Annotated in this window: 18 protein-coding genes; 9 read left to right on the top strand and 9 right to left on the bottom strand. The window is 67.8% G+C overall.

All coding sequences use genetic code 11. From position 1 onward, the window contains the following. Nucleotides 1-111: 111 nt before the first annotated feature. The gene (locus CMC5_RS44255) at nucleotides 112-759 is read left to right on the top strand and encodes a hypothetical protein (protein WP_156338453.1); all 648 of its coding nucleotides are present in this window, start codon (nucleotides 112-114) and stop codon (nucleotides 757-759) included. A 698-nt stretch (nucleotides 760-1,457) separates the two neighbouring features. Here CMC5_RS44255 and CMC5_RS11245 read toward each other — a convergent pair. Next, nucleotides 1,458-3,449: a sensor histidine kinase gene (locus CMC5_RS11245; protein WP_050430402.1), complete on the bottom strand. Its 1,992-nt coding sequence runs from the start codon at nucleotides 3,447-3,449 to the stop codon at nucleotides 1,458-1,460. Nucleotides 3,450-3,750: 301 nt separating this feature from the next. On the opposite strand from CMC5_RS11245, the gene CMC5_RS11240 reads away from it, so the two are divergent. Next, nucleotides 3,751-4,425 (top strand): oxidoreductase, encoded by a 675-nt coding sequence (locus tag CMC5_RS11240; RefSeq protein ID WP_050430401.1) that lies wholly within the window; start codon nucleotides 3,751-3,753, stop codon nucleotides 4,423-4,425. Between the two features lie 27 nt (nucleotides 4,426-4,452). On the opposite strand, the gene CMC5_RS11235 is transcribed toward CMC5_RS11240, so the two are convergent. The 3 genes from CMC5_RS11235 to CMC5_RS11225 all read right to left on the bottom strand — a co-directional run bounded on the left by CMC5_RS11235 (nucleotide 4,453) and on the right by CMC5_RS11225 (nucleotide 9,002). Then, nucleotides 4,453-6,021 (bottom strand): glycosyl hydrolase family 18 protein, encoded by a 1,569-nt coding sequence (locus tag CMC5_RS11235; protein WP_050430400.1) that lies wholly within the window; start codon nucleotides 6,019-6,021, stop codon nucleotides 4,453-4,455. Nucleotides 6,022-6,348: 327 nt separating this feature from the next. After that, a complete protein-coding gene (locus CMC5_RS11230; protein WP_050430399.1) occupies nucleotides 6,349-7,797 on the bottom strand; it encodes an FHA and sigma-54 interaction domain-containing protein in 1,449 nt (482 codons plus the stop codon). Between the two features lie 68 nt (nucleotides 7,798-7,865). Further along, nucleotides 7,866-9,002: a hypothetical protein gene (locus tag CMC5_RS11225; RefSeq protein WP_169796511.1), complete on the bottom strand. Its 1,137-nt coding sequence runs from the start codon at nucleotides 9,000-9,002 to the stop codon at nucleotides 7,866-7,868. 60 nt (nucleotides 9,003-9,062) lie between these two features. Between CMC5_RS11225 and CMC5_RS44250 the strand changes: the two genes are divergently transcribed. The 4 genes from CMC5_RS44250 (at nucleotide 9,063) to CMC5_RS11210 (ending at nucleotide 13,000) form a co-directional block, all read left to right on the top strand. Then, nucleotides 9,063-9,326, top strand: coding sequence for a hypothetical protein (locus CMC5_RS44250; RefSeq protein WP_156338451.1), 264 nt, complete (start codon nucleotides 9,063-9,065; stop codon nucleotides 9,324-9,326). Nucleotides 9,327-9,482: 156 nt separating this feature from the next. Then, a complete protein-coding gene (locus CMC5_RS11220) occupies nucleotides 9,483-10,220 on the top strand; it encodes a hypothetical protein (protein WP_156338450.1) in 738 nt (245 codons plus the stop codon). A 791-nt stretch (nucleotides 10,221-11,011) separates the two neighbouring features. Then, nucleotides 11,012-11,746, top strand: coding sequence for a hypothetical protein (locus CMC5_RS11215; protein WP_050430396.1), 735 nt, complete (start codon nucleotides 11,012-11,014; stop codon nucleotides 11,744-11,746). Between the two features lie 231 nt (nucleotides 11,747-11,977). Continuing rightward, complete coding sequence (locus CMC5_RS11210) at nucleotides 11,978-13,000, top strand: hypothetical protein (protein WP_050430395.1); 1,023 nt, start codon at nucleotides 11,978-11,980, stop codon at nucleotides 12,998-13,000. Nucleotides 13,001-13,168: 168 nt separating this feature from the next. Here the strand turns inward: CMC5_RS11210 and CMC5_RS11205 are convergent, their stop codons facing one another. Both CMC5_RS11205 and CMC5_RS11200 read right to left on the bottom strand, forming a co-directional pair. After that, nucleotides 13,169-14,590 carry a hypothetical protein gene (locus CMC5_RS11205; protein ID WP_218920253.1) on the bottom strand — a complete coding sequence of 474 codons (1,422 nt, stop codon included), beginning with the start codon at nucleotides 14,588-14,590 and terminating at the stop codon, nucleotides 13,169-13,171. 205 nt (nucleotides 14,591-14,795) lie between these two features. Continuing rightward, a complete protein-coding gene (locus CMC5_RS11200) occupies nucleotides 14,796-15,743 on the bottom strand; it encodes a LysR family transcriptional regulator (RefSeq protein WP_050430393.1) in 948 nt (315 codons plus the stop codon). 113 nt (nucleotides 15,744-15,856) lie between these two features. On the opposite strand from CMC5_RS11200, the gene CMC5_RS11195 reads away from it, so the two are divergent. After that, nucleotides 15,857-16,945 (top strand): Gfo/Idh/MocA family protein, encoded by a 1,089-nt coding sequence (locus CMC5_RS11195; protein WP_050430392.1) that lies wholly within the window; start codon nucleotides 15,857-15,859, stop codon nucleotides 16,943-16,945. Between the two features lie 82 nt (nucleotides 16,946-17,027). Here CMC5_RS11195 and CMC5_RS11190 read toward each other — a convergent pair whose 3' ends face one another. From CMC5_RS11190 to CMC5_RS11175, 3 genes are all read right to left on the bottom strand, one after another. After that, nucleotides 17,028-17,429 (bottom strand): hypothetical protein, encoded by a 402-nt coding sequence (locus CMC5_RS11190; protein WP_050430391.1) that lies wholly within the window; start codon nucleotides 17,427-17,429, stop codon nucleotides 17,028-17,030. Between the two features lie 67 nt (nucleotides 17,430-17,496). Next, nucleotides 17,497-18,720: a glycoside hydrolase family 19 protein gene (locus CMC5_RS42320; RefSeq protein WP_082362387.1), complete on the bottom strand. Its 1,224-nt coding sequence runs from the start codon at nucleotides 18,718-18,720 to the stop codon at nucleotides 17,497-17,499. A gap of 311 nt (nucleotides 18,721-19,031) precedes the next feature. After that, a complete protein-coding gene (locus tag CMC5_RS11175) occupies nucleotides 19,032-19,403 on the bottom strand; it encodes a Uma2 family endonuclease (RefSeq protein ID WP_281180882.1) in 372 nt (123 codons plus the stop codon). A 147-nt stretch (nucleotides 19,404-19,550) separates the two neighbouring features. Between CMC5_RS11175 and CMC5_RS11170 the strand changes: the two genes are divergently transcribed. Together CMC5_RS11170 and CMC5_RS11165 are read left to right on the top strand one after the other, a co-directional pair. Continuing rightward, nucleotides 19,551-20,051 carry a zinc ribbon domain-containing protein gene (locus tag CMC5_RS11170; protein ID WP_050430388.1) on the top strand — a complete coding sequence of 167 codons (501 nt, stop codon included), beginning with the start codon at nucleotides 19,551-19,553 and terminating at the stop codon, nucleotides 20,049-20,051. Between the two features lie 379 nt (nucleotides 20,052-20,430). Next, nucleotides 20,431-21,180, top strand: coding sequence for a lectin (locus CMC5_RS11165; protein WP_050430387.1), 750 nt, complete (start codon nucleotides 20,431-20,433; stop codon nucleotides 21,178-21,180). Nucleotides 21,181-21,889 lie beyond the last annotated feature (709 nt).

Here is a 21,889-nt window from a genome sequence, read left to right as displayed (position 1 = left end):
CTCCAGGCCGTCGCTTTGACGAGGACGTAGAGGCGGACTCCTCGTACGGAGAAGGAGGTCGGACTTCAGGCGGTCGCCGTTCGTTGCCACGCGGTTGCCGATCGACGTCACGTGATCGCCGTTCACTGGCACGTGATCGCCGTTCACTGGCACGAGGTTGCCGATCGACGTCACGTGATCGCCGTTCACTGGCACGAGGTTGCCGATCGACGTCACGTGATCGCCGTTCACTGGCACGTGATCGCCGTTCACTGGCACGAGGTCGCCGTTCACTGGCACGAGGTCGCCGTTCACTGGCACGTGATCGCCGATCGACGTCACGTGATTGCCGTTCACTGGCACGTGATCGCCGTTCACTGGCACGAGGTTGCCGATCGACGTCACGTGATTGCCGTTCACTGGCACGTGATCGCCGTTCACTGGCACGAGGTTGCCGATCGACGTCACGTGATTGCCGTTCACTGGCACGAGGTCGCCGATCGACGTCACGTGATTGCCGTTCACTGGCACGAGGTCGCCGATCGACGTCACGTGATTGCCGTTCACTGGCACGTGATCGCCGATCGACGTCACGAGGTCGCCGATCGACGTCACGAGATCGCCGTTCACTGGCACGGTAGCGACGTTGCCTCCCCCGAGGCCGCCTTCAGCTCCTCCGGGAATGCCGTTTCCTTTGCGATGCTCGGCAGTTACCCGAGGAAGGAGCCGTGGCTTCGACTTCCCGAGGTTCCTCCTGTCACGGGCTCGCAGGTTTCATGACCCGCAGGCCTCGAGATTGTCAGGGGCGACGCTGCCCTGGCTCGGAAGTTGCGCGCGGAGGCGTGGGCGGGTCGCCGAGGAAACCTGACGATCCGCCTGGTCGCGTCGGGCGGATCACCCCACGTCGCGTCGACCGACAATGGACGACGACGTAGGGCAAACGCTCAGGAGGTGTTCCTGGCGCCCCGCTCAACGGCAGCAGGCTGCAGGGCGGTACTCGGCGAATCGCCGGCGGCGCAGCGAGGACCGCCGGCCCCGCGATCGGGGCGCCCTTCGGATGGGCGCGGTCTCTGTCAGCACGATCCAGTCGCTCAGATTGAATTCGTACGCATTGGCCATGGATGCTGGTTCGGCGCAGCTGGCGGCCCCGTCCTCCGAGCGGACGAGCTACGCGAAGATACGCAGGGCCCCGAGGAGCACCGAGGAACGCGACGGGCCATCGCGCGGAGCTTCCTGGAGACCTGGACGGCGTTCCCAACGACAGAGGCCGACGTACCCGCCGGCCCCACCACCGAGCGCCCCCCCCAGGGCGCGCCGTCTATGGATGATTTACCCTGAAAACACTGCCGACGTTATCAGATGGAGCAGCATAGCAAAGTCCGGCCCCCCCTGAGGCGCGTGCCCTCGACCCCGACCGGGTCGGCCTTCGACGCGGCTCGGGTCAGCCCTGCTCCATGCGTGTCCACGTCACGAGGGGGTCAAACGATCCGTGGAAACTCTACCCGGAAGGTGGTGCCACGTCCGATCCCGGGGCTTTCGACGTGGATCGAGCCCTCGTGAGCTTCCACCAAATGACGCACGACGGCGAGCCCCAGTCCCAGTCCACCTTGCCGCCGTGCGTCGTGTCGCGCTGCGGGATGGAATGGGTCGAAGACATAGGGGAGCTGGTCGGGCTCGATTCCATGGCCGGTGTCGCTCACGTCGAGCGACACCTGCTGATCGACCACGGCGAGCTGGACGCGGATGGCTCCGCCCGAGGGGGTGCATTTCAGTGCATGCTCGAGGAGGTGGCCGATGATCTGCTCCGCCCGGTGCGTGTCCGCGAGGATCATGGCGGGTGCGGACGGGGGCAGGGTCACGGAGAGGGCGACGTTCCGGGCGCGCGCTTCGACCGTGAGCTCGGCGCATGCGCGCGAGACGACGGCGTCGAGGGCCAGCGGGGCGCGCTCCAGGGTCAGCCTGCCGCTCATGGCGCGCGAGACGTCCACCAGCTCGTCGACGAGGCGGGCCTGTTCGCGGGCATTGCGGTCGATCATCTCGATGGCGCGGGGCACCAGCTCCTGGCGCACGACGCCGGCCTCGAGCATCTGTGACCAGCCGAGGATCACGGTGAGGGGGGAACGCAGTTCGTGAGAGACCATGCGGAGGAGCTGGTCGCGCATGTGGCTCGCCATGGCGGCCTCGCGCTCCACGGCTTCCACGCGGGCCCTGGCCTCCTGGGCCGCTTCCTCGAGGCGCAAGCGCGCCACGGCGCTCGCGCCCAGCCCGACCAGCGCGTTCACGAAGACCTGCTCGTCGTCGCCGATCACGCCGGGATGCGCGAGCCAGATGCCCAGCGCGCCGACGGGCTGCCCGTCGACCAGCCAGGGAACGCAGGCGAGGTGCTCCAGGCGGGCGCGACGGCTCGACGGCGCTCGGCTCGATGGCGCTCGGCTCGACGGCGCTCGGCTCGATGGCGCTCGACCTCTGGGACGGCCTCGCGCGGCGGCGCGCTGCGGGTCGCTGTGGCCACCACGCTCCGAGCGGGGCCACAGGGGGGCGCGGGTCTCGAAGACTTCCTGGGCGTAGCGGGAGAGCAGCGCGTCACGCACGCGCTCTACTTCGGGCGCCTCGCCGGCGACGCCCAGGATGCCTGCGGTGCCCATGCCGCCGGCCGCGCCGCCTGCCCCTTCGGGCGCGACCAGCGCCACCGTGGCCAGGGCGCCCAGGCTCTCCAGGGCTTCCCGCGCCACCCAGCCCGCCACTTCGGAGAGGCTGCGCACGCCAGCGAGCACGGCGATGACGCGCTGGAGCCGCCGGAGACGAGCCGCAGCGTCGTCGCCCAGGGGGTGCGGCAGCGTCGCTGTGCTGGCGGGGCTCTCTCGGCTCCCCGGTTCGCAGACGCCGTGCTCTCCGCGGGCTTCGCGGGCCTCGCGCGTCCACGCCTGCTCCAGTTCCCGCCGGCCAGCGCGCTCCAGCGCGAGGAGGAACGCGCGCTCGCCAGGGCTGAAAGGGTGTGGGCGGTCGAAGACCAGGCCGAGGGCCCCCAGGGCGCCGCCTTGCCCGCGCAGGGGCACGCAGACCAGCGCTTCGGCCTCCAGCGTCGCCATGGTCGTCGCCCAGATGGGTGCCTTCACGACCGACTCGGCCCAGATTGGCTCGCCAGTCCGGACCACCAGGGACAGGGGCGAGGGCGCTTCGCGGTGCCCTCCCGCCCAGCGCGCGCGGGCTTCGGGCTCGAGCCCCAGGGCGCCCAGGAGCGTCATGGCTCGACCGTCGTCGCTCTTCACGCCGATCACGCCGCCACGTGCGCCGAGCGTGGCCACGGCGGACTGCACGAGGATCGCGGCCACGTCCTCGGCGCCGCTCGCCGCGGAGAGGGCCGCGGCCACCTGCTGGAGGCGCTGAACGCGGAGCGCCGGAACGCTCAGCGGATCGTCGGTCGAGGCGTCTGGACGCTCCAGTGCCGCCGCTTCGGATGCCCACGTCATGGGCGTGGAATGTTATTCATTCGGCCTTGCACCGGTCTTCGGGGACCGCCTGAATTTTCGTGGTGTGGCTCCGTAGCGCTGGCGTCGCTCGTGTGTGGGCCCGCCGTCGCATCGTCCCCCTTGATCCGGTGCGCGATGCCCTGCTCGCAGGGTGGGTGTCCGTGACGGGGGCTCCAGGGGATCGCCTGCCCTGCCTTGCGCGCCCACGACGGCCCGCTCCGGGTGAGGCCGCCGTCGTCGACGCGCTCTTGCCGTCCTCTCCAGGCTCGACGCGCACCTCCAGCCGTGCGACGCCGCGTTCATGGCGGCGCAGCGCATCGCACTCCTCGCAGGGGCCACCGGTCTCATCGGTGGGCACCTCCTCCGGCAGCTCCTCGACGGAGGTGGGTACGATCGGGTGATCTCCCTGGGCCGCCGCACCTTGCCGGACACGCATCCGCGCCTGGAGCAGCGGGTCGTCGATTTCGGCGCGCTCTCGGCCGAGGCGTTCGAGGGCGTCACCGATGTCTTCTGTGCGCTCGGGACCACGATGAAGCAGGCGGGCTCCGAGGCGGCGTTCCGCAAGGTCGACCACGACGCGCCGCTCGCGCTGGCAGAGCTCTCGTCGAAGGCGGGGGCGCAGCAGTTCCTCCTGGTCTCTTCGGTGGGGGCCGACGCGGGGAGCGTGACGTTCTACCTGCGGGTGAAGGGGGAGGTGGAGCGGGACGTCGCGGCGGTGCCGTTCGCGAGCGTCCACATCTTCCAGCCCAGCATGCTCCTCGGGGAGCGCGGGACGCACCGCCCCGCGGAGGCGATCGGTGGCGCGGTGATGCGCGGGGTACAGGGGATCATGCTGGGGCCTCTGAAGCGCTATCGACCCATCGAGGCGTCGAGCGTCGCCGCCGCGATGAGCGAGGCGGCGAGGCGGGGGAAGCCGGGGCGGCACGTGTACCAGTACGAGGAGATCGTGGCGTTCGCGGCTGCACCGCGGAACTGAAGGCGCGCGGGGGCGTAGGTCAGCAGGTCACTGCAGGCCGCCGTGCACCGCCTGGATCAGTTCGCCGTTCGGGGTGTCGCCGCTCAGCTCCCAGAACATCGCGCCGCCGAGGTTCCTGGTCTTGATGTAGTCCATCTTCACGTTCATCGAGGCGGGGGTGTCGTAGCTCCAGAACTCGGTGCCGTTGAACGTCCAGTAGGCCTTCGACTCGGGGTGGGTGAAGCCGGGGTGGTTCTTGGCCTTCAGGACCTTGTAGTCCTCGATGCCCAGCTCGTAGGCGCCAGGGGCGCCGCCGGTCGCCGTCTGCCAGAGGCCCTGGTTGCCACCAGCCACGCCGGTCCAGCCGCGGCCGTAGAAGGGGACGCCGACGACGAGCTTGCGGGCGGGGGTGCCGCCAGCGAGCCACTCGGCGACGGCCTCGTCGGTGCTGTACTTCAAGGCCTTGGCGGGGTTCGCGTTGGCGTTGAACAGCGGGGAGTGGAAGTTCGTCGTGTTCTCCCAGGCGCCGTGCATGTCGTAGGTCATGATGTTGATGAAATCGAGGTGCTGGTGGATGTTGCCCACCTCGATCTTGGCGATCTTGTCGATGCCGGCGGGAGCCGCGATGGTCAGCTCCAGGCCAGGGCGCACGGCGTTGAGCTGGCTCCGGAACTCGGCGAGGAGGGCGGTGAAGTTCTGCGTGTCCTCCGGGCGGTAGTTGCAGGTGTCGCCGCACGATCCGGGGTACTCCCAGTCGACGTCGATGCCGTCGAAGAGGCCGGCCCAGCGGTTGTCCTTGATGAAGAGGTCGACGCAGGAGCGCACGAAGTTGGCGCGGTTGGCGGGCAAGGCGGCGGTGGAGAAGTTGCCGGACCAGCTCCAGCCACCGAGGGAGATGAGGACCTTGAGGTGGGGGTACTTCTGCTTCAGCTTGCGGAGCTGGTTGAAGTTGCCTCGGAGGACGCCGTTGTCCCAGGTGTCGGCCACGCCGTCGACGCTCTCGCCGGCGCTGTAGAAGCGGTCGTAGTCGGCGTAGGTGTCGCCGAGCTGGCAGGCGTTGTTGACGACGTTGCTGAAGGCGTAATTGATGTGGGTGAGCTTGCTGGCGGAGCCGCTCGTGTCGATGTTCTTGACGTGGTAGTTGCGGCCGTAGACGCCCCACTCCACGAAGTAGCCGACCACGTGCCGCGCGGAGCCACCGCCGCCGCCACCGCCGGAGCCGCCGGAACCACCCGAGCCGCCCGCGCCGCCGCTGCCGCCCGCACCGTCACCGCCGCTGCCGCCGGCGCCGCTGCCCGAGGTAGAGGAGGTGGTGCTGGTCGTGCTTCCCGTTCCTTCGCAGGTCGTCTCCTGCCAGAGCGCAGGCACGGCCGCCGGGGTCCAGTCGGACAGCGAGGTGTGCCCTTGCAGGCACTGATAGGTCTTGCCCTGGTACGTGACGACCGCGCCCACGGCATAGGCAACGTCGGATCCCCACGCAGCTGCGCCCGAGCAGACGTCAGCGCTGAGATCACGGACCCCCAGCTCCGACGGGTCTCCGGAGTCGACGTCGCTGACACAGGCGACCAGGCTTGCAGCAGCGAACAGGGGGATGGCGATGGACGCGACGTGCTTCATGACCGGCTCTCCTCAGGGTGAAGTTGGTTGAGAGAGCCTCTTCGCAATGGGTGTGCCGACGCGCGGGCAGGCCAGAATCCCGCCTTTTTGCGCCACGTCGGTCGGATACGGGCGATCTGGCAGATCGCCCTGGATTTGTCAGATCGCCCCCCACCGCCTCCGGGGATCGCCCAGGTGCCTCGGCAGGCTGGGGTCGCTGCGGCCGTCGACGTGACCCACGACGGGACAGCGACGGGCCCCGTCGTGGGCTTCAGGGATGAGGGGACAGCGACGGACCCCGTCGTGGGCTTCAGGGATGAGGGGACAGCGGCGGACCCCTCGTGAGCTTCAGGGATCGCCGCCAGGGACCCGACGCGCGCGGAGGATCTGGAAGTAGCGCCGGGCGATGCCCGAGGCCGCTGCCGCGTTGCGCACGTTGCCGCCGTGCTGGGCGAGCACGCGCTGCACGTAGCGTCGCTCGAACTCCTCGACGACCCGCTCCCGCGCCCGGGCGAGCGGCAGGTCGAGGGCGAGGGTCTCCTCGACGACGTCCGCCGTGGAGCCCGACTCCGGCCCGCTGGGCCACGCGCCGCCTCCTCCGCCCAGCGAGCTGGGAGGGGGCTGGCTGTGCCCCGGGGTGCGGCCCGAGGGAGGCCCTCCAACGGCCGAGCGGGTGGTCTCGATGGGCGCGGCCTCGCCCAGGGCCACGCGACGGGCCACGGCGTTGTAGAGCTCGCGCACGTTGCCGGGCCAGTCGTAGTCCTCGAGCCGCGCCGCGAAGCCCTCGGGGAAGGGCGTGGTGCGCCCGGCCAGTTCCTGCCAGAAGTGGTGGGCCAGCACCGTGACGTCGCCTCGCCGGCGCCGGAGCGGGGGCAGCTCGATCCGCGCGACGGCCAGGCGGAAGAAGAGATCGTCGCGGAACCGGCCGGCCTGGATCTCGCGCTCCAGATCGCGGCGCGTCGCCGCCAGCACGCGGATGTCCACCTTGATCCACTTGGCGGAGCCGACGCGCTGGATCTCGGAGCGCTGGATCGCGCGCAGGAGCTTCGCCTGGAGGGCCAGCTCGAGATCGCCGATCTCGTCGAGCAGCAAGGTGCCGCCATGCGCCTCTTCGAACACGCCACGCCGGGTCTCGCTCGCCCCGGTGAACGCGCCGCGCTCGTGGCCGAACAGCGCGGACTCCACCAGGGTCGGGGGCACGGCCGTGCAGTCGAACACCACGAACGGCTTCGCCGCCCGCGGCCCCTGCTCGTGGAGCGCTTCGGCGAGCACTTCCTTGCCCGTACCCGTCTCGCCTTCGATGATCACCGGTACCGCAGACGCCGCCAGCCGGTCGCACAGGGGGTACAGGCGCCGCATCTCTTCGCTCGCCCCCACGAGCTTGCCGAAGCGGGCGGCGTTCGGCAGCTCGGGGACGGGGATGGCGCCGAGCGCCTCCACCCGCAGCACCGTCTCGCCGAGGCGGATCATCTCGCCGCCGCGGAGGTACGCGTCACCGACGAGGAGGCCTTGCACGTAGGTGCCGTTCGTCGAGCCGAGATCGGTCACGCGCAGGCGCGAGCGCGACAGCTCCAGGGCGGCGTGGCGTCGCGACACCATCCGATCGGTCAGCACGATGTCGCAGGCCGGGCTCGTCCCCATCAACACGCGCGCGGGGAGGCTCGGCGCCACGATCACCCGGCGCCCCTCGTCGGGGCCGGAGATCACGGAGACAGCAAACGTCTCGTCGAGAGAGGACGCCACCGAAGACGACAGCTCGGTGGTGGTGGCGGCGTCCTCGGCAGTCCACCTGGGCATGCGCGCATCTGAGCAAACCTCGCTGCCGGCGTCACCCAGACGATGCAAGGGTCACGCATCACACCCCCTCACACCGCTCGTTTCCGGGCGGCGACGCGGCGAATCAGGCGCCCGGCGGCGTCCACCCCCAGGACCACGAAGGGCGCCCCCACCACGGAGAGGACGTTCACGTGCCGCGGCTGGTACTGGAACAACGCCACCGACGCGAGCTGGAGCACCACCACGCTGGCCAGCAGCACCAGCCACGGCTCCTTGCGCCAGCGGGGCAGCGCCGCGCACAGGCCCACGCCCATCATCCCGAGGAACAAGGCCCCCAGCAGCACCCCCGACGCCTGGAATGCGACGGCGAACACGCCACGCCCCGAGAGGCGCGCGTTCTCCCACACGCCCTGCGCTTTGTACTGCGCGATCTCCGCCTGGTTCGGGTTCAACCCCGCCGCCAGCTTGATGCGCTCTTTCACCACGTCGAGCGCGACCCGCTCGTCGGCGTCGAGCGGCACTTCCCCGACATGGAACCCGCCGAGCACGGCGTTGCGGCCGTTGTGGAGGATCTTGCGCGCAAACGCGCCAGGGTGCTCGCGGATGGCGTCGCGGAACGCGGCGGCGAAGCGCTGGTCACCCGCATCCGAGACCGGATCCACGCCGTCCGCGCGCGCACGCAAGAAGGCCACCGCGAAGGCGTCGTCCGCGACGATCCCCCAGGGGTTGCCGGGGAGCTGTCCCAGCGACAGATACGCGACCATCCCTCCGTTCGAGGACACGAGCGAGGTGCGGCCCGTGTGCGCGCGGTACCAGAGCGCCCAGGGCGCGAGGCAGAGCGCGACCGTCGCCACGAAGGTCAGCAGAGGCTTCCACGTGCGGCGGCTTCGTTCGGCGCGCATCGCGAACTGTACCCCGCAGACGATGCACCCCACGGTCCACAGCAGCAGCTCCGAGCGCACGTTGAGCGCGGCACCGAACGCCACGCCAGCCATCACGGCCTGCCCGGCGCGCGAGGTCCGCAGCGCCCGCTCGAACCCCACCACCCCCAGAACGCCCAGGCTCATGGCCGGCGCCATCGACCACTGACTGAGCGCAAGCGCGTGCCAGGGCAAGGCGAGGAGGAGCAGCACCTTCAACCAGCCAGCGCGCGGGATCACGGCGCGTGTGCGCACCCAGATCGCTGCGAGCGCCATGGCGCCCAGCCCGATCTGCAATGGAACCACCGACCATCGCGGCACCAGTGCGAGCAATGCAGGGTAACCCCACAATGGATAGGTCAGGACATGCCGTATGCCCTGTCCATTGATCCATTGAGCCATGGGCAGGTGATGATTGAGGAAAATGCCGTTTTCTCCGCTACCGGTCCCGAAGAGCGCCCACAGCGCGACGCCTACAGCGCCACACAATGCGAACATGCCCATGAAGGCACGGCGGGGATCGGAATCATCGAGGGCGCCATTCACATTCACGAAGAATGCCCGCAACCCTTTGTCCATCGAGGTGGGACCTTATTTCAACCCGGCGATAATTGTCAATGTTTTGCCTGAAGCGACCACGCCACAGCGCTCAAAATCCAATGCGACCATCAATCGTACATTCGACCACGCGCGCACTTCGAGCATCGCCCCGAGCATCGCCTCTTGACGCCCCCTCAGCCATTTGGTCTTTCTGTGCCACCGACTCTCGATTGGAGGTTACCCATCATGGCAAAGCTTGCATTGACGCTGTCGACCCTCACCGCCGCCGTTGCACTCACCTTCTCCGCCACCAGCCAGGCGCAACCCACTACGCCCACGGATCACCTGGACGACCTCGAGGCACTCGTCAGTGTCCTCACCCCTGCCAACAACACGTGGGGATCGCCCTGCGCCATCGACTGGCTCGCTGGGACCGCAGTGACGAATGGCGCCTGCGCCTTCACGCTCAGCCTGGCGCACGCGTACCCGACCGTGACGTCGACCGTACGCCTCCAATGGTGGGGCGCGTCGAATCCCGGTGCTCCGGTCTATTACGATCAGATCGGGCTCGAAAAGAAGTTCTGGTCCATCACGGATGTGCTCGATGTCCTGCCCGGTGACATCGTCGCCACCAAGTACGCTGGCTCGGGCAGCTCCACGACCGGAACGATCTTCGTCGTCGCCGAGATCAATCACGAGCTCACCCTGCCCAGCGGGAACGAGCGCTACCGGGTCGATATCGTCGACTCGACCAGCTCTCCCCATGGCAGCTCGGACAGCCGCTATCAGGCCGTCTCCTCGTCGCCTCCCGTCCACGTCCAGGGTATCGGCACCGGCGAGATTTTCCTCGACTTCGATCCCGTGAGCGGCACCTATGCCGGCCACACGTGGAGCACCTCCACGGGCGCGACGTATTACCCGAACACCAGCGGGAGCGGCGGGCGCCAGCTCGTCGTCGGCCGCTTCGACGAGCTCAAGCCCTGATTCGAGCGCTGGGGTGATCCTCCCCGGCCTCTGCTCGTCGTTTCCACTTCGTGAACAGAGCGTTTCTTCCAGAGATCCGGGGGACGTTCGTTCGTCCCCTGACCCTGCGCACCTCTGAGTAACCCTCGCTCTCGCGTCATCCCGCGGACGCAAGGGTCGCGCATCTCCCTTCACACCGCCCGTTTCCGATCTCGAAAGCGGAGAATCACACGCCCGGCGGCGTCCACCCCGAGGAGCACGAACGGCGATGCATGGCATGGCGGCCGTTCCGAGGGACCTTGCGCGCTCATCGCGAAGGCATCGTCGGTCAGGATTCCCCACGCCACACGCACTGAGCGCAGGCGCATACCAGGGCAAGGCGAGGAGGAGCAGCGCCTTCAACCAGCCAGCGCGCGGGACCACGGCGCGCGTGCGCCCCCAGAGCGCTGCGAGCACCATGGCGCCCGCGCCGCTTTGCAAGGGGACCACCAACGATACCGGCATCAGCGAGAACAATGCAGGGCAATCCCATGGTGGACAGGCCAAGGCATACGTCATGCACTGTTCCCTCGATCCCTCGAGCCATGGGCAGAGGATGATTGAGGAGAATGCCGTTTTCCCCGTTACCCGTCCCAGGAAATGCCTACAGTGAGACGCCTACAGTGCCCACGATGCGAACATGCCCACGTACGACCATCAACCGTACATTCGACCACGCGCTCACTCCGAGCATCGCCTCGAGCATCGCTTTTGACGCCCCTCAGCCATCTGGTGTCTCTGTGTCACCGACTCTCGATTGGAGGTCATCCATCATGCCACATCTTGCATCGTCACTGTCGTCCCTCACTGCCGCAATCGTTCTGACATTCTCCGCCACCAGCCAGGCACAACCCATTACGCCAACTGATCATCTGAGCGAACTCGAAGCGCTCGTCAACAGCCTCACTCCTGCCAACAACACGTGGGGTTCACCCTGCGCCATCGACTGGATCGCCGGGACTGCCGTCACGAATGGCGCCTGCGCGTTCACGCTCAGCCTGGCGCACGCATACCCGACCGTGACCTCGACCCACCGCTTCCAATGGTGGGACTCGTACAATCCCGCTGCCCAGGCTTATTACGACGCGATCGTGACCGAAACCAAGTTCTGGCGCGTCACGAATGCTCTCGACGTCCTGCCTGGCGACATCATCGCCACCAAATACCTGATGTTGAACGGTGCCCCGACCGGAACGATCTTCGTCATCGCTGACATCAATTACTTCGTCATCCTGCCCAACGGGACCGAGCGCTACATCGTCGCGATCATCGACTCGACCAGCTCTCCTCATGGCAGCTCGGACACCCGCTATCTGGCCGTCTCCACGTCGCCCCCCGTCAGCGCCCAGGGTGTCGGCGCCGGCTATATCTTCATCGACGTCGACCCCGTGAGCGGCGCCTATGCTGGTCACACCTGGAGCACTTCCCCGGGAGCGACGTACTACCCGAACACCAGCGGTAGCGGCGGGCGTCAGCTCGTCGTCGGCCGTTTCGACGTGACCAAGTAGCTCCCTGCCTGGGGCCTGCGCGTTCAGCACGGGTCCACGCAGCGCGCCGTCCCCGCCCCCACTCGCGGCCAGCACGACGACGTCTCCGTCATACCCGATGAATTCGGGTGGCGCCTGCCATCGCGAAACCACGGAGATTCAGGCCTGCGGCTTGGACCGCTCGCACTCCGCGCGCTACCCTCTCCCTGCGCTACGTTTCGCAGCCCATCGAGCCTGGGGGGGGTCGAACCATTGCGACGCGCTGCACCGCTTCCGTGCATTCTCGGCGCTGCCACGCTGCTCTTCTGCGTGGTCGGCGCCTGCAAACCACCGAGCCATCTGCTCGCGACGGTATTGCAGCGGCCCAGCGTCCCGATTCCCGAGCGAAAGCTCGACCTGGGCATCATTCCGCCGCGCCCAGACCGGGCGCCTGGGGGTAGCCAGTTCTGGCGCGACATCGTCAACACGGACGAGTCGAGGCGCGAGAGCGCCATCCTGGAAGAGCTCCGTCGAGGCAATTTGCCCGAGAGCCACCGGAAGATGGTCCGCCTCGATTACAAAGCGGAATCGCGATCCGGGCATACCCATTCCGTCTCGCTGTGGGTCATGCCCGACTACCTCGCCGTCGGGGACGACGGCGATGCCATGCGCGTCCCCATGAGCCCCGTCACTGCGCAGCTCGTCGCCGATCGGTTCGGCTGCGTCCTGCCCACGTCCAAGCTCGTCGACATCATCTATCGGCTCGCTCCGACGAAGCTCACGCCTTACCCCATGCCCGTCGGCGATCGCATGGTCCGGATGGAAGAGTTCGCGCGTCATAGCCGGATCATCGACAAGCAGCTCGACAAGCTGGCCGTCCACGGGCTGGTGGCTGGTCACAAGAAGGACATCGTGCTCACCAACCGCCTCGATGCCCGACCTCACCGCGTCGCCATCTACGGCTGGCACCACCGCGAGGCGAAGCCCATCCAGCAGCTCAGCACCAAGCATGGCGACTGGTACGCCGACTACAGTCACGGCGTTCGGCTGCTCAGCAGCACCATGCTGCTCGATGACCAGCCGATCCGTGTTCAGGACGCGCTGACGGATCCCGAGCTGGCCTCTCTCCTCAGTGACGAGGGGCCACTGGCTCACACGCGCTACCGCACCGAGGACGGCATCGGCCACCCTCCTCCTCGTCCGCTTCCCGCGACGTATGCGGCGGTCCAGGAGAGTCCCTTCGATCTTCCGTTCTCGCAGGGTAGCCGCCGCACGCAGGCCAACAGCGCGCCCTGATCCACACCACAGCTCGTCCAGCCCGACGTCCCAGAGCCCGCCGATGCCGGACTCGTCGACCTGGGTGGCTTCGCCCCGGCGCTCGACGTTTCCCTCGAACGTGGCGTGGACACCTTCGACTTCGGCCACCGTGCCTTCTTCGGCACCTTCCGCGCTGCCGTGGCCCCGTCAGGGCCTCGTCCCGACGTTGGCCTTCGGAGAACTCCCGGTGGGCGCAGGCGACGCCGGGGAGGTGCCGGGCCAGGCGATCGCGATGCGCAGCTGTGCAGCTTTGCCGTCGTCGGTGCAGGAGAACGCTCCGTGCTGGAGCGCGGCCTCGATGCAGATGGCGTCCTGCTTGCCATCCGCGCCGGAGACCAGACGGGACGCGCTGACGCTGCCGTCCTCGCGCAGCTCGAGATCGGCGATGAACACGCTCCCGGGGGGGGCGGCACAGCGTGCCAGGGGGGCAGCGAGGGCGTCGAGGCCGGCGACCTCGAGGTGACGCACGGCGTGGGAGGTCCCCTTGCCGCCTTGGATGGTGCGGTTGGAGTCCCACGCGGTCTGACTGAAGAGGTTGTCGTCCGCCTCGACCACGCGCAGGCGAGGGCGCGGCTTGCCGACGAGATCGCGGGCCTCGTGGTGGAGCGCCACGATCCGGCGGCCCGGGCGGACGCGCATCGCGGACGAGGCCGAGAGCGCACGGCAGATGCACGCTTCCTGTTGCCCCGCCGTCCCCTCCGGGGCGTCGAGGCCGGTGCGCTCGCAGCGGGGCATCGGCCCGTCACCGGAGACGAGCACCTCGGTCACCACGTCGTCCTGACCCGAGAAGCAGATCGGTAGCTCCGGGAGGCGATCTCTCCAGGCGGCCGTCGCAGGCTCGCACCCACCGAAGCCGGTGGGCTCGCAGAGGCGGAGGGAGCCCTCGCGCAACGCGCCCGTCTCGCGGTCCCTGGCGGAGAGCATGCCGAGCAGGGCGAGTTCCTCGTCCTTCCGTTCGAGCGTGGCGAACGCCGCTCGGTAGCGGTCAGGGAGCGGGAGCGCCACGTTCAAGCGGCCCGCCCAGAAGGCGTTCGGCACGTGGCCCTTCGCCCCCAGGAGACGGATCCAGACTTCTTCATCGGGGCGGGGGTCGCTCTCCCGGTCCATGTCCGCGATGCCATGGATCACGGTCACCTCGGTGGTGATCCAGCCGAGGTTCTGGAGGGTGCGGTGCAGGGGTGCGCCGATGGCGCAGCGCGCGCCAGTCCTGGGCGAGACCGGACGGAGCTTCGCGTCGACCTCCGTGAGGGGAAGGACCTCGACATCGGGCGCCGTGGTCGCAAGCCGCCAGGCAAGGATCTGCCGCAGCTCGGCGCGCTCGGCGCGGAACAGGCGATCCTCGTCGAGAGGCAGGACGGCGACCTTCTCACGCTGGCGAGGGGGGACGACGACCCCCGCGGAGGTCCCAGGCGAACCGGACGCAAGAGGCGCCGTGGCAGCACCAGGCGCGCCGGACGCAGGAAAGGAGGTGCCTCCTGCCGGCATCCACGGCGAGCCCCAGGGCGTCCGTGGGTGAGCGGGGGGCGGGTCGGGCGTCGACGAGCAGGCGGAGACCAGCAGCAGGGTCACCGAGAGCAGGAGCTCAGGCTGAAGGCTTCCGTGGCACGGGACAAGAGGGCGGAGCAGCGGTCGCAGCGGCGGAAGCATCGGTCGCGCTGGTAGCCCAGGGGAAGCGACGCGTCATCTGGGTCGACGTGCGCTCGTCCTCGATACCCACGGAGCGCGCGATAGCGAGCGATTCAGTCGCCATGAGTGGTCACGTGCAGGAGACGTCTCACTCGTGCCGTGGCTCGGCCGACCGACCCGGTGGCAGCCGCGCAGCGAAGAAGTCGACGAAGGCGCGCACCTTGGGCGCCTGCTGGGCCTTCGTCGGCCAGAGCAGTCGAAACGTGGTGGTGCCTCTCGTGCTGCTCTTGAGTACGCGCACGAGACGGCCATCTTCGAGTTCTCGATGCACGAAGTAGTCGGGAACCGAACAGAGTCCTTGACCCGCAAGGGCCATCCTGACGAGCGCGTCGATGTTGTTGGCGATGATGCCGCCTCGCGCTCCGAGCCCGATCGACGTCGTCATCGAGCCTACGGGCCACGGCTCAATCTTCCCGGTGTGCGGCTTCTTGTAGAGCAGCAGGCGATGCGTACCGAGATCGGATGGATTCTTCGGTATGGGGTTCGAATCGAAGTACGTCGGCGCCGCGACGATGACGTGGCGAAAGGAAGCGAGCTTGCGTGACGACAAGCGCGAGTCGTCGGGCTCTCCGGTTCGAATCGCGACGTCGAAGCCTTCGTGGACGAGATCGACGAGGCGATCTCCCAGCTCCACGTCGAGCGCGATCTCAGGATACTCGCGCGCAAAATCGGCGAGCAGCGGCGAGAAGAACGCACTCGCCGTCGGCAATGCCACGCGCAGGCGCCCTCGGGGCGCCGCATGTCGGCGTGACAGCTCGAGTTCCGCACCTTCGAGTTCAGCGAGGATCCTTTCGCAGCGCACGAGGAACCGCGCACCATCCTCGGTCAGCGAGACCTGCCGCGTCGTGCGGTAGAACAGCCGCACGCCGAAACGCTCCTCGAGCGTCCGGATGCTCTTGCCCACCGCGGACGCAGAGAGGCCAAGACGGCGTCCAGCCTCGACGAAGCTGAGCGTCTCTGCCACCTGCAGAACCACTTCGATGGCGCTCAAGCTCTGGCTTCGGCGCAACGCCGTCGACGTGGGCTGGGGGCTCATTCGCGAATTTTGCTCCGTAATGAACGAAACTCCGAGTCGTTTTTCTCGAATCGGAGAGGCCTTACGTACTCCTGGTCGAAGCCGACTTCGCAGTCGTTCGCGAGGAGAACACCTTGAGCAAGTCATCGAAAATTCGTGTGGGTCTGGTTGGCGCCGGTGAGTGGGCCCGCAACGGTCACGTGCCAGCGCTTCGTGAAGTACCCGAGTTCGAGCTCGTCGCCGTCGCGACCTCACGGCCGGTCACGGCGCGGGAGGCAGCGGCCAGGTTCGCCATCCCGCATGCATGCTCGGATGCAACCGAGCTCATTGGTCGTGACGACGTCGATCTGGTGGTGGTCAACAACCGCGCACCGGATCACCTCGCCGTGACGCGAGCGGCGCTGGATGCTGGCAAGCACGTCTACTGCGAGTGGCCACTCACCACGCGCCTCGCCGACTCGGAGCAACTGCTGGCGTCGGCCGAACGGGCCGGCGTGCGCCATGTCGTCGGGTTGCAGCGCCGCATGGCCGGCAGCAGTCGCCATCTGCGCGAACTCATCGCCGAGGGGTACGTGGGAACGGTCCGCTCGGTGCACCTGCACGTGACCGAACCCACGTTCGCGCAGCGCCGAGCGAGCGTGCTTGGATTCACCATCCCCGGCGAGAACTTCTCGAGCGTCTTCTCCATCTACGGCGGCCACTACCTGGACTTGATACTCACGGCGGTGGGAGGACTCGACGCGTTCTCCAGCGTTGTGACCAGTCAGTTTCCGTGGGTCACGCTCACCGAGAGTGGCGAGAACGTGGAGTCTACGGCGCCCGATCAGATGCTGCTCAGCGGCACGCTCGCCCGTGGAGGCGTGATCTCGGCGCACGTCGAGGGTGGCAAGCGCAGCGGCTACGGCGTTCGCATCGACATCACCGGCGCTGATGGCGATCTGCGGCTCACGTACGACCAAGCGTTTGGCGCAACCCACGATGGCGAACTCGCGGGAGCGCGCCACGGGCAGGGGTCGCTCGTCGCGTTGCCGATCCCGGAACGGCTGCAGTGGCTCTCGAGCAGCAACCTGCGCGGCAGCGTGCGCGAACTCGGAAACCTCTACGCGGCCTTCGCTCGCGATATGATCGATGGAACCCAGCACACCCCCAGCTTCCACGACGCCGTGCGTCTGCACGCGCTGCTCGACGCCATCGAAAGTCGGTCCTTGTCGCCATCGAGGTGACCCCGTCGACACACGGAATGCACCTGGGAGCTGGGGCTCGTGCTTCGCCGTCGAGCAAGACGGGCCTGCCGACGTCCGTCGACTAGGTCGCCATGGCGCGCTTGTCCTCGACGTGGATGATGCGCAAGGACGCCGCGTCGGCACCGCGGTAGCTGCGCCCGGCCATGCCGACCAGGAGATCGGACGCCCCAGGGTCCTCGTCCTCGTGGCTGACGTAGTTGAGAACATCCGGGTGGTGGCAGGTGACCACCCACCCGGGGTGCGCTTCCAGCTCGACGACGGAGAAGTCGGCCGAGGCTGTCCCCACCTGGACGGGGCCCCACTGCGCGAGGAGAAGCTTCGCTTGCTCACCCAGGTCGCCCTGGGGGTCCATCAGGATCACGCACGTGCCGCACTCGAAAAGCACCCAGCTCTTGTGCGCGCCGACGAGGATCTTCCTGTACGTCTCGATCAGCGCACGCGCTTCATCCGCGTCTTCGGACATGCTCGTTCTCCTGGCCGCAAGGCCCTTCGCGACGTCTCGCGGCCAGGAGTCTACCACCGGGCTCGGCTCAGCAGCCCAGGTTGTTCCCGGGCGACACGCCGAGGCGGTTGGTGAAGTTCTGGTACGTGTTGATCCGGCTCTGGACCTGGCCCGGGTTCCGGCCATTGCACTCCAGCGCGCCGTTGATGGTCCGGATCGTCTCGCCGAACCCGCGGCTGTTCACCATCGCGCTGTGCGCGGTCATGGTGCCAGCGCCGTTCTGGGTGGTCCAGAACCAGAGGCCCGTCCTCCACGCCGCGTTCGCGTCCCGCGACAAGAGATCCGGATCGCTCTGGAGCGGCAGGTTCAGCGCGTTCCCGGCAGCGCAGTAGTTCCCGTTCCACGAGAGCTGGATCGGTCCGCGCCCGAAGTACCGCTTGCCGGGCGCGCAGCTGCACCCCGGAGGACCCCAGGAGGTGTCGCAGTAGTCGCCCTTCTGGATCTCCTCGATGTACACGAGCGCTCCCGTCTCGTGCGACACGTTGGCGAGGAATGCTGCCACCTCGCGCTTCCGCGTTTCCAGGCTGCCCGTGTTCGCGAAGGCCGGGAACGTCGCCGCCGCCGCGACGAGGGCGTTGTACGTGTAGAAGGGGTTCCGGTTCGGGAACATGGCGTTGAAGTCGTTCTGCGAGAGGACGCCAGCGAGCCCGGAGCCGCCATTGCCGCCGCCGCCACTGCCCCCGCTCCCGCCGCTGCCGCCGCCACCACCGCCGGTCCCACCCGAGCAGGTGTAGGGGTCCCAGAACCAGGTGCTGATCGTGGGGTCGTAGCCAGGGTTCTCGTGCTCGGCGATGTAGAGCGAGCCGTTGAAGCGCACGATGTCACCCGGGTAGTACATCCGGCCCTGCTGCCATGCCGGGTAGTTGCACGATCCGCCGCCGCCACCGCCCGCGCCGCCGGAGCCAGTGCCGCCGCCGCTGCTGCTGCTGCTCGTCGTGGTGGAGCTGCTGCCGGAGCAGGTCCCGGTCTCCTGCCAGAGCGCCGGCACCGCCGCCGGCGTCCAGCCCGCGAGGCTCGTATGGGCTTGCGCGCAGCGGTACGACTTGCCTCCGAACTGGACCACGGTCCCCACGCCATAAGCGACGTTCTCACTCCAGTTCGGGGCGCCCGCACACACGGCGGACTCCTGGCTCTCGAAGTCCTCGAAGTCTTCGTCGACCGAGGGGTCCACCACGCACCCGCCCGCGTTCACGGCGGCGGCAGCGAAGAGGAGCGAGAGCAGAGAGCCCGGAATGGTGAGTTTGCGCGACATGGGGAGCCTTCCTTTTCCGTTCGATGGGTGATGAGGTCGCGCTGGCGGCCTCGGAGGAGGCGCTTCAGCGCAGCGTTGCGGACCGGAAGGGCTCGATTGCAGAGAGCGGGCCAACGCCCAGAAGAGCGCCGATCACGCGATTTCAGGCTGTTTTCGAGAGGGAGGTCCGCGCGCCAGGTGGCTTCGCAGGTGCCGAGGCGATCTGACAAATCACCAGGGGGCGATCTCGGAGATCGCCCCCGAACTCGTGAAGCGCGCCCCAGGCACCACCTCGTCGTCGGTGCGACGGCCCAGCGCGCGCGCCTCGTCGATCAGCGCTTCGCGTCGGGCCAGAGGGCGGCGAGGTCCAGCTCGATGGCATCGAAAGGCGCGGCGCGCACGCTGACGTCACCCCGGATGACCAGCTCCGCCTCCCAGCGCCCCCGTGGGCTGAGGTGATGCACCTCCAGGGCGCGCTCCGTGGGGTCGATGAGCCACGCCCAGGGGATGTCAGCCTTCGCGTAGACGGGGAGCTTCCCGTACCTGTCGTGGGCGGCGGTGGAGGGGGACAGGATCTCGCATACCCAGTCGGGCGGCAGCGTGAAGTAGGCCGCCTCGGGCAGCGCTGGCATACGCTCACGGCGCCATCCGGCAAGGTCCGGCACGAGCACGTCGGATCCGAGGTGAAGCGCGGGTTCGTCCAGGATCCACCAGCCACCTGGGCCACCACGACCTCGAGAGAACGGAGGTCCCAGCTCGAAACCGGGAGCGGCGTCACTGGCACCTTCTGGCGAGCGCGAGCGTGGACGCGCCTTGACTTACCAGGCCACGTCCGAAGACTGCACCCCGTCATGGTCACCTGCACGTTCTGCGGCGCCCCCGTCTCCCCCCGCGATCCGAGCTGCTCTTACTGCGGCCGCTCCAACCAGCGCCATCAGCCCTCGACCCACCACGTTCAGGCCTTGCTCTCCGGCGCGAGGACACTCCACCAGGCCGCGAACCACATCGCCGCGATCGTACTCTTTCGCCAGGTGATCGCGGAGGACCCGGAGCTGTTCGACGCCTACTTCTTCCTCGCCGACAGCCTCACCTCGCTGCACGACTTCTCGGCCGCCATCCAGGCCATGGAGCGGGCGCAGAGCATTCGCCCGGGCCACTTCGCCGTCCAGTACAACCTCGGTGCGCTCCACAAGCGACAGGGCAATGCGCCGCTCGCCAGGCATCACTTCGAGCGCTCCCTCGAGATCGCGAAGAGCGCTGCAGGAGACCACGAGAGCTTCCGGGCCATGGTGGAGCAAGAGCTGGCCTCGCTCCCGCCGAAGGGTCACCCGGGGGGTGGCCACGTGCATTGAGCCTGGAGCAAAGAACCACCCGACTGGACCGAGCCGGCTCAGAGCAGGCCGGGCGCACGAGGAAGGTGGGAAGGGGTTCTCGTCCGGAATTCGGGGGAAGGTCATCCCGACACCACACGGATACCTGACGGCTGGAGAAGGCGCGGCGAGCGTCACCTCGTGGAGGACACTCCCGGACGCAGCCGTCCGCTGCTTCCCATCAGCAAGCGCCGTGTCCCTCCGTGACGCAGAACGCTGCTGGAGTGTCTGCCAGCGGCCTCGTCGCGCAGCACGCCACGCGGCAACATGTGACAACCGACACCATGGCACATCCCATGCTCATGCGACGCCACGTCGTTCCATCGATGAAACGACGTCTCTACACGAAAGAGGAAACAACATGAGCTTCGGCGGTGCATTCGACTTCCAGATTGGTCTCGCCCCCCCCAGGTCCACCCAGGTGGATGTTCAACGCATGTCGCGCGGCCTGGGAAACATCGGGCTCACGTGCGAGCTGGCGAGCCCCGACGCATGCAGAGGGTACGTCGCCGACGCGCTGGCAACGTTCCAGAGAGAGCTGTCACCACGCGGGACACCTCACAACATCACCGCGGCCAGGGCGGGGGCGACGAAGGAGCACGAGTTCCAGATCGTCAGGGACCCCCAGGCCTGGATGGACAAGGTCTCGGTCATCATGGCCAATGCCCAGTGGGTCCGGCAGAACAACATCTTCGCCGTCGATTACGACAGGGTCCTGGACGTGAGGGAGGAGACTCAGCTTCATCTCATCCGAAACGTCTTCATTTCGGTCGGGTTGGCGCTCGGAAGGCTCAGCGGTGGCCATCTCAACCCGGACCAGCTCACGAAATACCTGGGCGACTGGATCTCGGATCTGGGATCGACGGCGAATCAGCACTATGTCTCGCAGCGTGTCGAGACGCTCCACATTGCGCACATCAATGCCACGGGTACGACGACCAGGGTCGGTGGCATCACCTTCGATTACAAGCTCGAAGTCCGGGACTTCCGTAACAAAAAGGTGACCCGTCACCGCAGCTCGCTGGAAATGGAGCGGTGGGGCATGACATTCAACAGCGGAACGATTCTGAACAGCGTGTTCGAACAGGTGATGCAACGCCCGCGTGGGTGACACTGGCGCTATAGCGCCCCCGAGCCTCGGCGCTGCTGCCATGGTGTCGCCATTGCGACATCCCGAGGTGCGTGTATCGCTCCAGCAACGATGCTCGGCGCGAGCTTCACCGTTCCCACATCCATCCGGTCGTGAAGGGTAGGCGCAGGCGGGAGATCAGACGACTCCTCTGGTCCTCGCTGATGTCTTCACCAAGGCAGTTCCCCATCTGCCTTCGGACGGCTCCCAGTGCCTTTCATCGGCCTCCTATCACGATGCCCGGGCTGCACCTCATCCTCTTCCCCACCCTCCTCCCCTGCTGATAGCTTGAATACGTCGATACGCGAACGCGCACCAGATGCCCGTGGAGTGTGAAGGGAAAGCCACCATGTCGATCGAGGAATTCTTCTCGGTTCGCCCGGCCATGCTTTCACCACCCAATTGGATCGACAGCTGAGAGAAGACCGCCGCACCTTGGTCGAACGCAATGGATCGCGAGGCATCGACGCGAAGGCGACGGTCTTTTCCGTAGGTCGTCCCCGCGTGTCGTCGAACGCAGTCCGCTCCAGCCGATTGTCTCTGCACCTTCCTCGGCAGCTCTCCGGACATGTGGAGCAGGAGCTGGCTTCGCTCCCGCCGAAGGGTCACCCGGGTGGCCACGTGCATTGAACTGGACGAACCAGACGGCAAGCCAGGCGTGCGTGTGCGGCGTCCTCGTCGAGCCGGTCAG

The organism is Chondromyces crocatus (assembly GCF_001189295.1).
In the GTDB taxonomy this organism is placed as follows: Bacteria; Myxococcota_A; Polyangia; order Polyangiales; family Polyangiaceae; genus Chondromyces; species Chondromyces crocatus.
This window is presented reverse-complemented; position numbering and strand designations above follow the sequence as displayed.

Bases quoted from the DNA above. Each gene is read 5' to 3' on its own strand.
- CMC5_RS11235 (WP_050430400.1), bottom strand. From the start codon at position 6,021: ATGAAGCACGTCGCGTCCATCGCCATCCCCCTGTTCGCTGCTGCAAGC.
- CMC5_RS11220 (WP_156338450.1), top strand. From the start codon at position 9,483: ATGGCAAAGCTTGCATTGACGCTGTCGACCCTCACCGCCGCCGTTGCA.
- CMC5_RS11200 (WP_050430393.1), bottom strand. From the start codon at position 15,743: ATGAGCCCCCAGCCCACGTCGACGGCGTTGCGCCGAAGCCAGAGCTTG.
- CMC5_RS42320 (WP_082362387.1), bottom strand. From the start codon at position 18,720: ATGTCGCGCAAACTCACCATTCCGGGCTCTCTGCTCTCGCTCCTCTTC.
- CMC5_RS44250 (WP_156338451.1), top strand. From the start codon at position 9,063: ATGCCGTATGCCCTGTCCATTGATCCATTGAGCCATGGGCAGGTGATG.
- CMC5_RS11240 (WP_050430401.1), top strand. From the start codon at position 3,751: ATGGCGGCGCAGCGCATCGCACTCCTCGCAGGGGCCACCGGTCTCATC.
- CMC5_RS11215 (WP_050430396.1), top strand. From the start codon at position 11,012: ATGCCACATCTTGCATCGTCACTGTCGTCCCTCACTGCCGCAATCGTT.
- CMC5_RS11230 (WP_050430399.1), bottom strand. From the start codon at position 7,797: ATGCCCAGGTGGACTGCCGAGGACGCCGCCACCACCACCGAGCTGTCG.
- CMC5_RS11245 (WP_050430402.1), bottom strand. From the start codon at position 3,449: ATGACGTGGGCATCCGAAGCGGCGGCACTGGAGCGTCCAGACGCCTCG.
- CMC5_RS11170 (WP_050430388.1), top strand. From the start codon at position 19,551: ATGGTCACCTGCACGTTCTGCGGCGCCCCCGTCTCCCCCCGCGATCCG.
- CMC5_RS11190 (WP_050430391.1), bottom strand. From the start codon at position 17,429: ATGTCCGAAGACGCGGATGAAGCGCGTGCGCTGATCGAGACGTACAGG.
- CMC5_RS11165 (WP_050430387.1), top strand. From the start codon at position 20,431: ATGAGCTTCGGCGGTGCATTCGACTTCCAGATTGGTCTCGCCCCCCCC.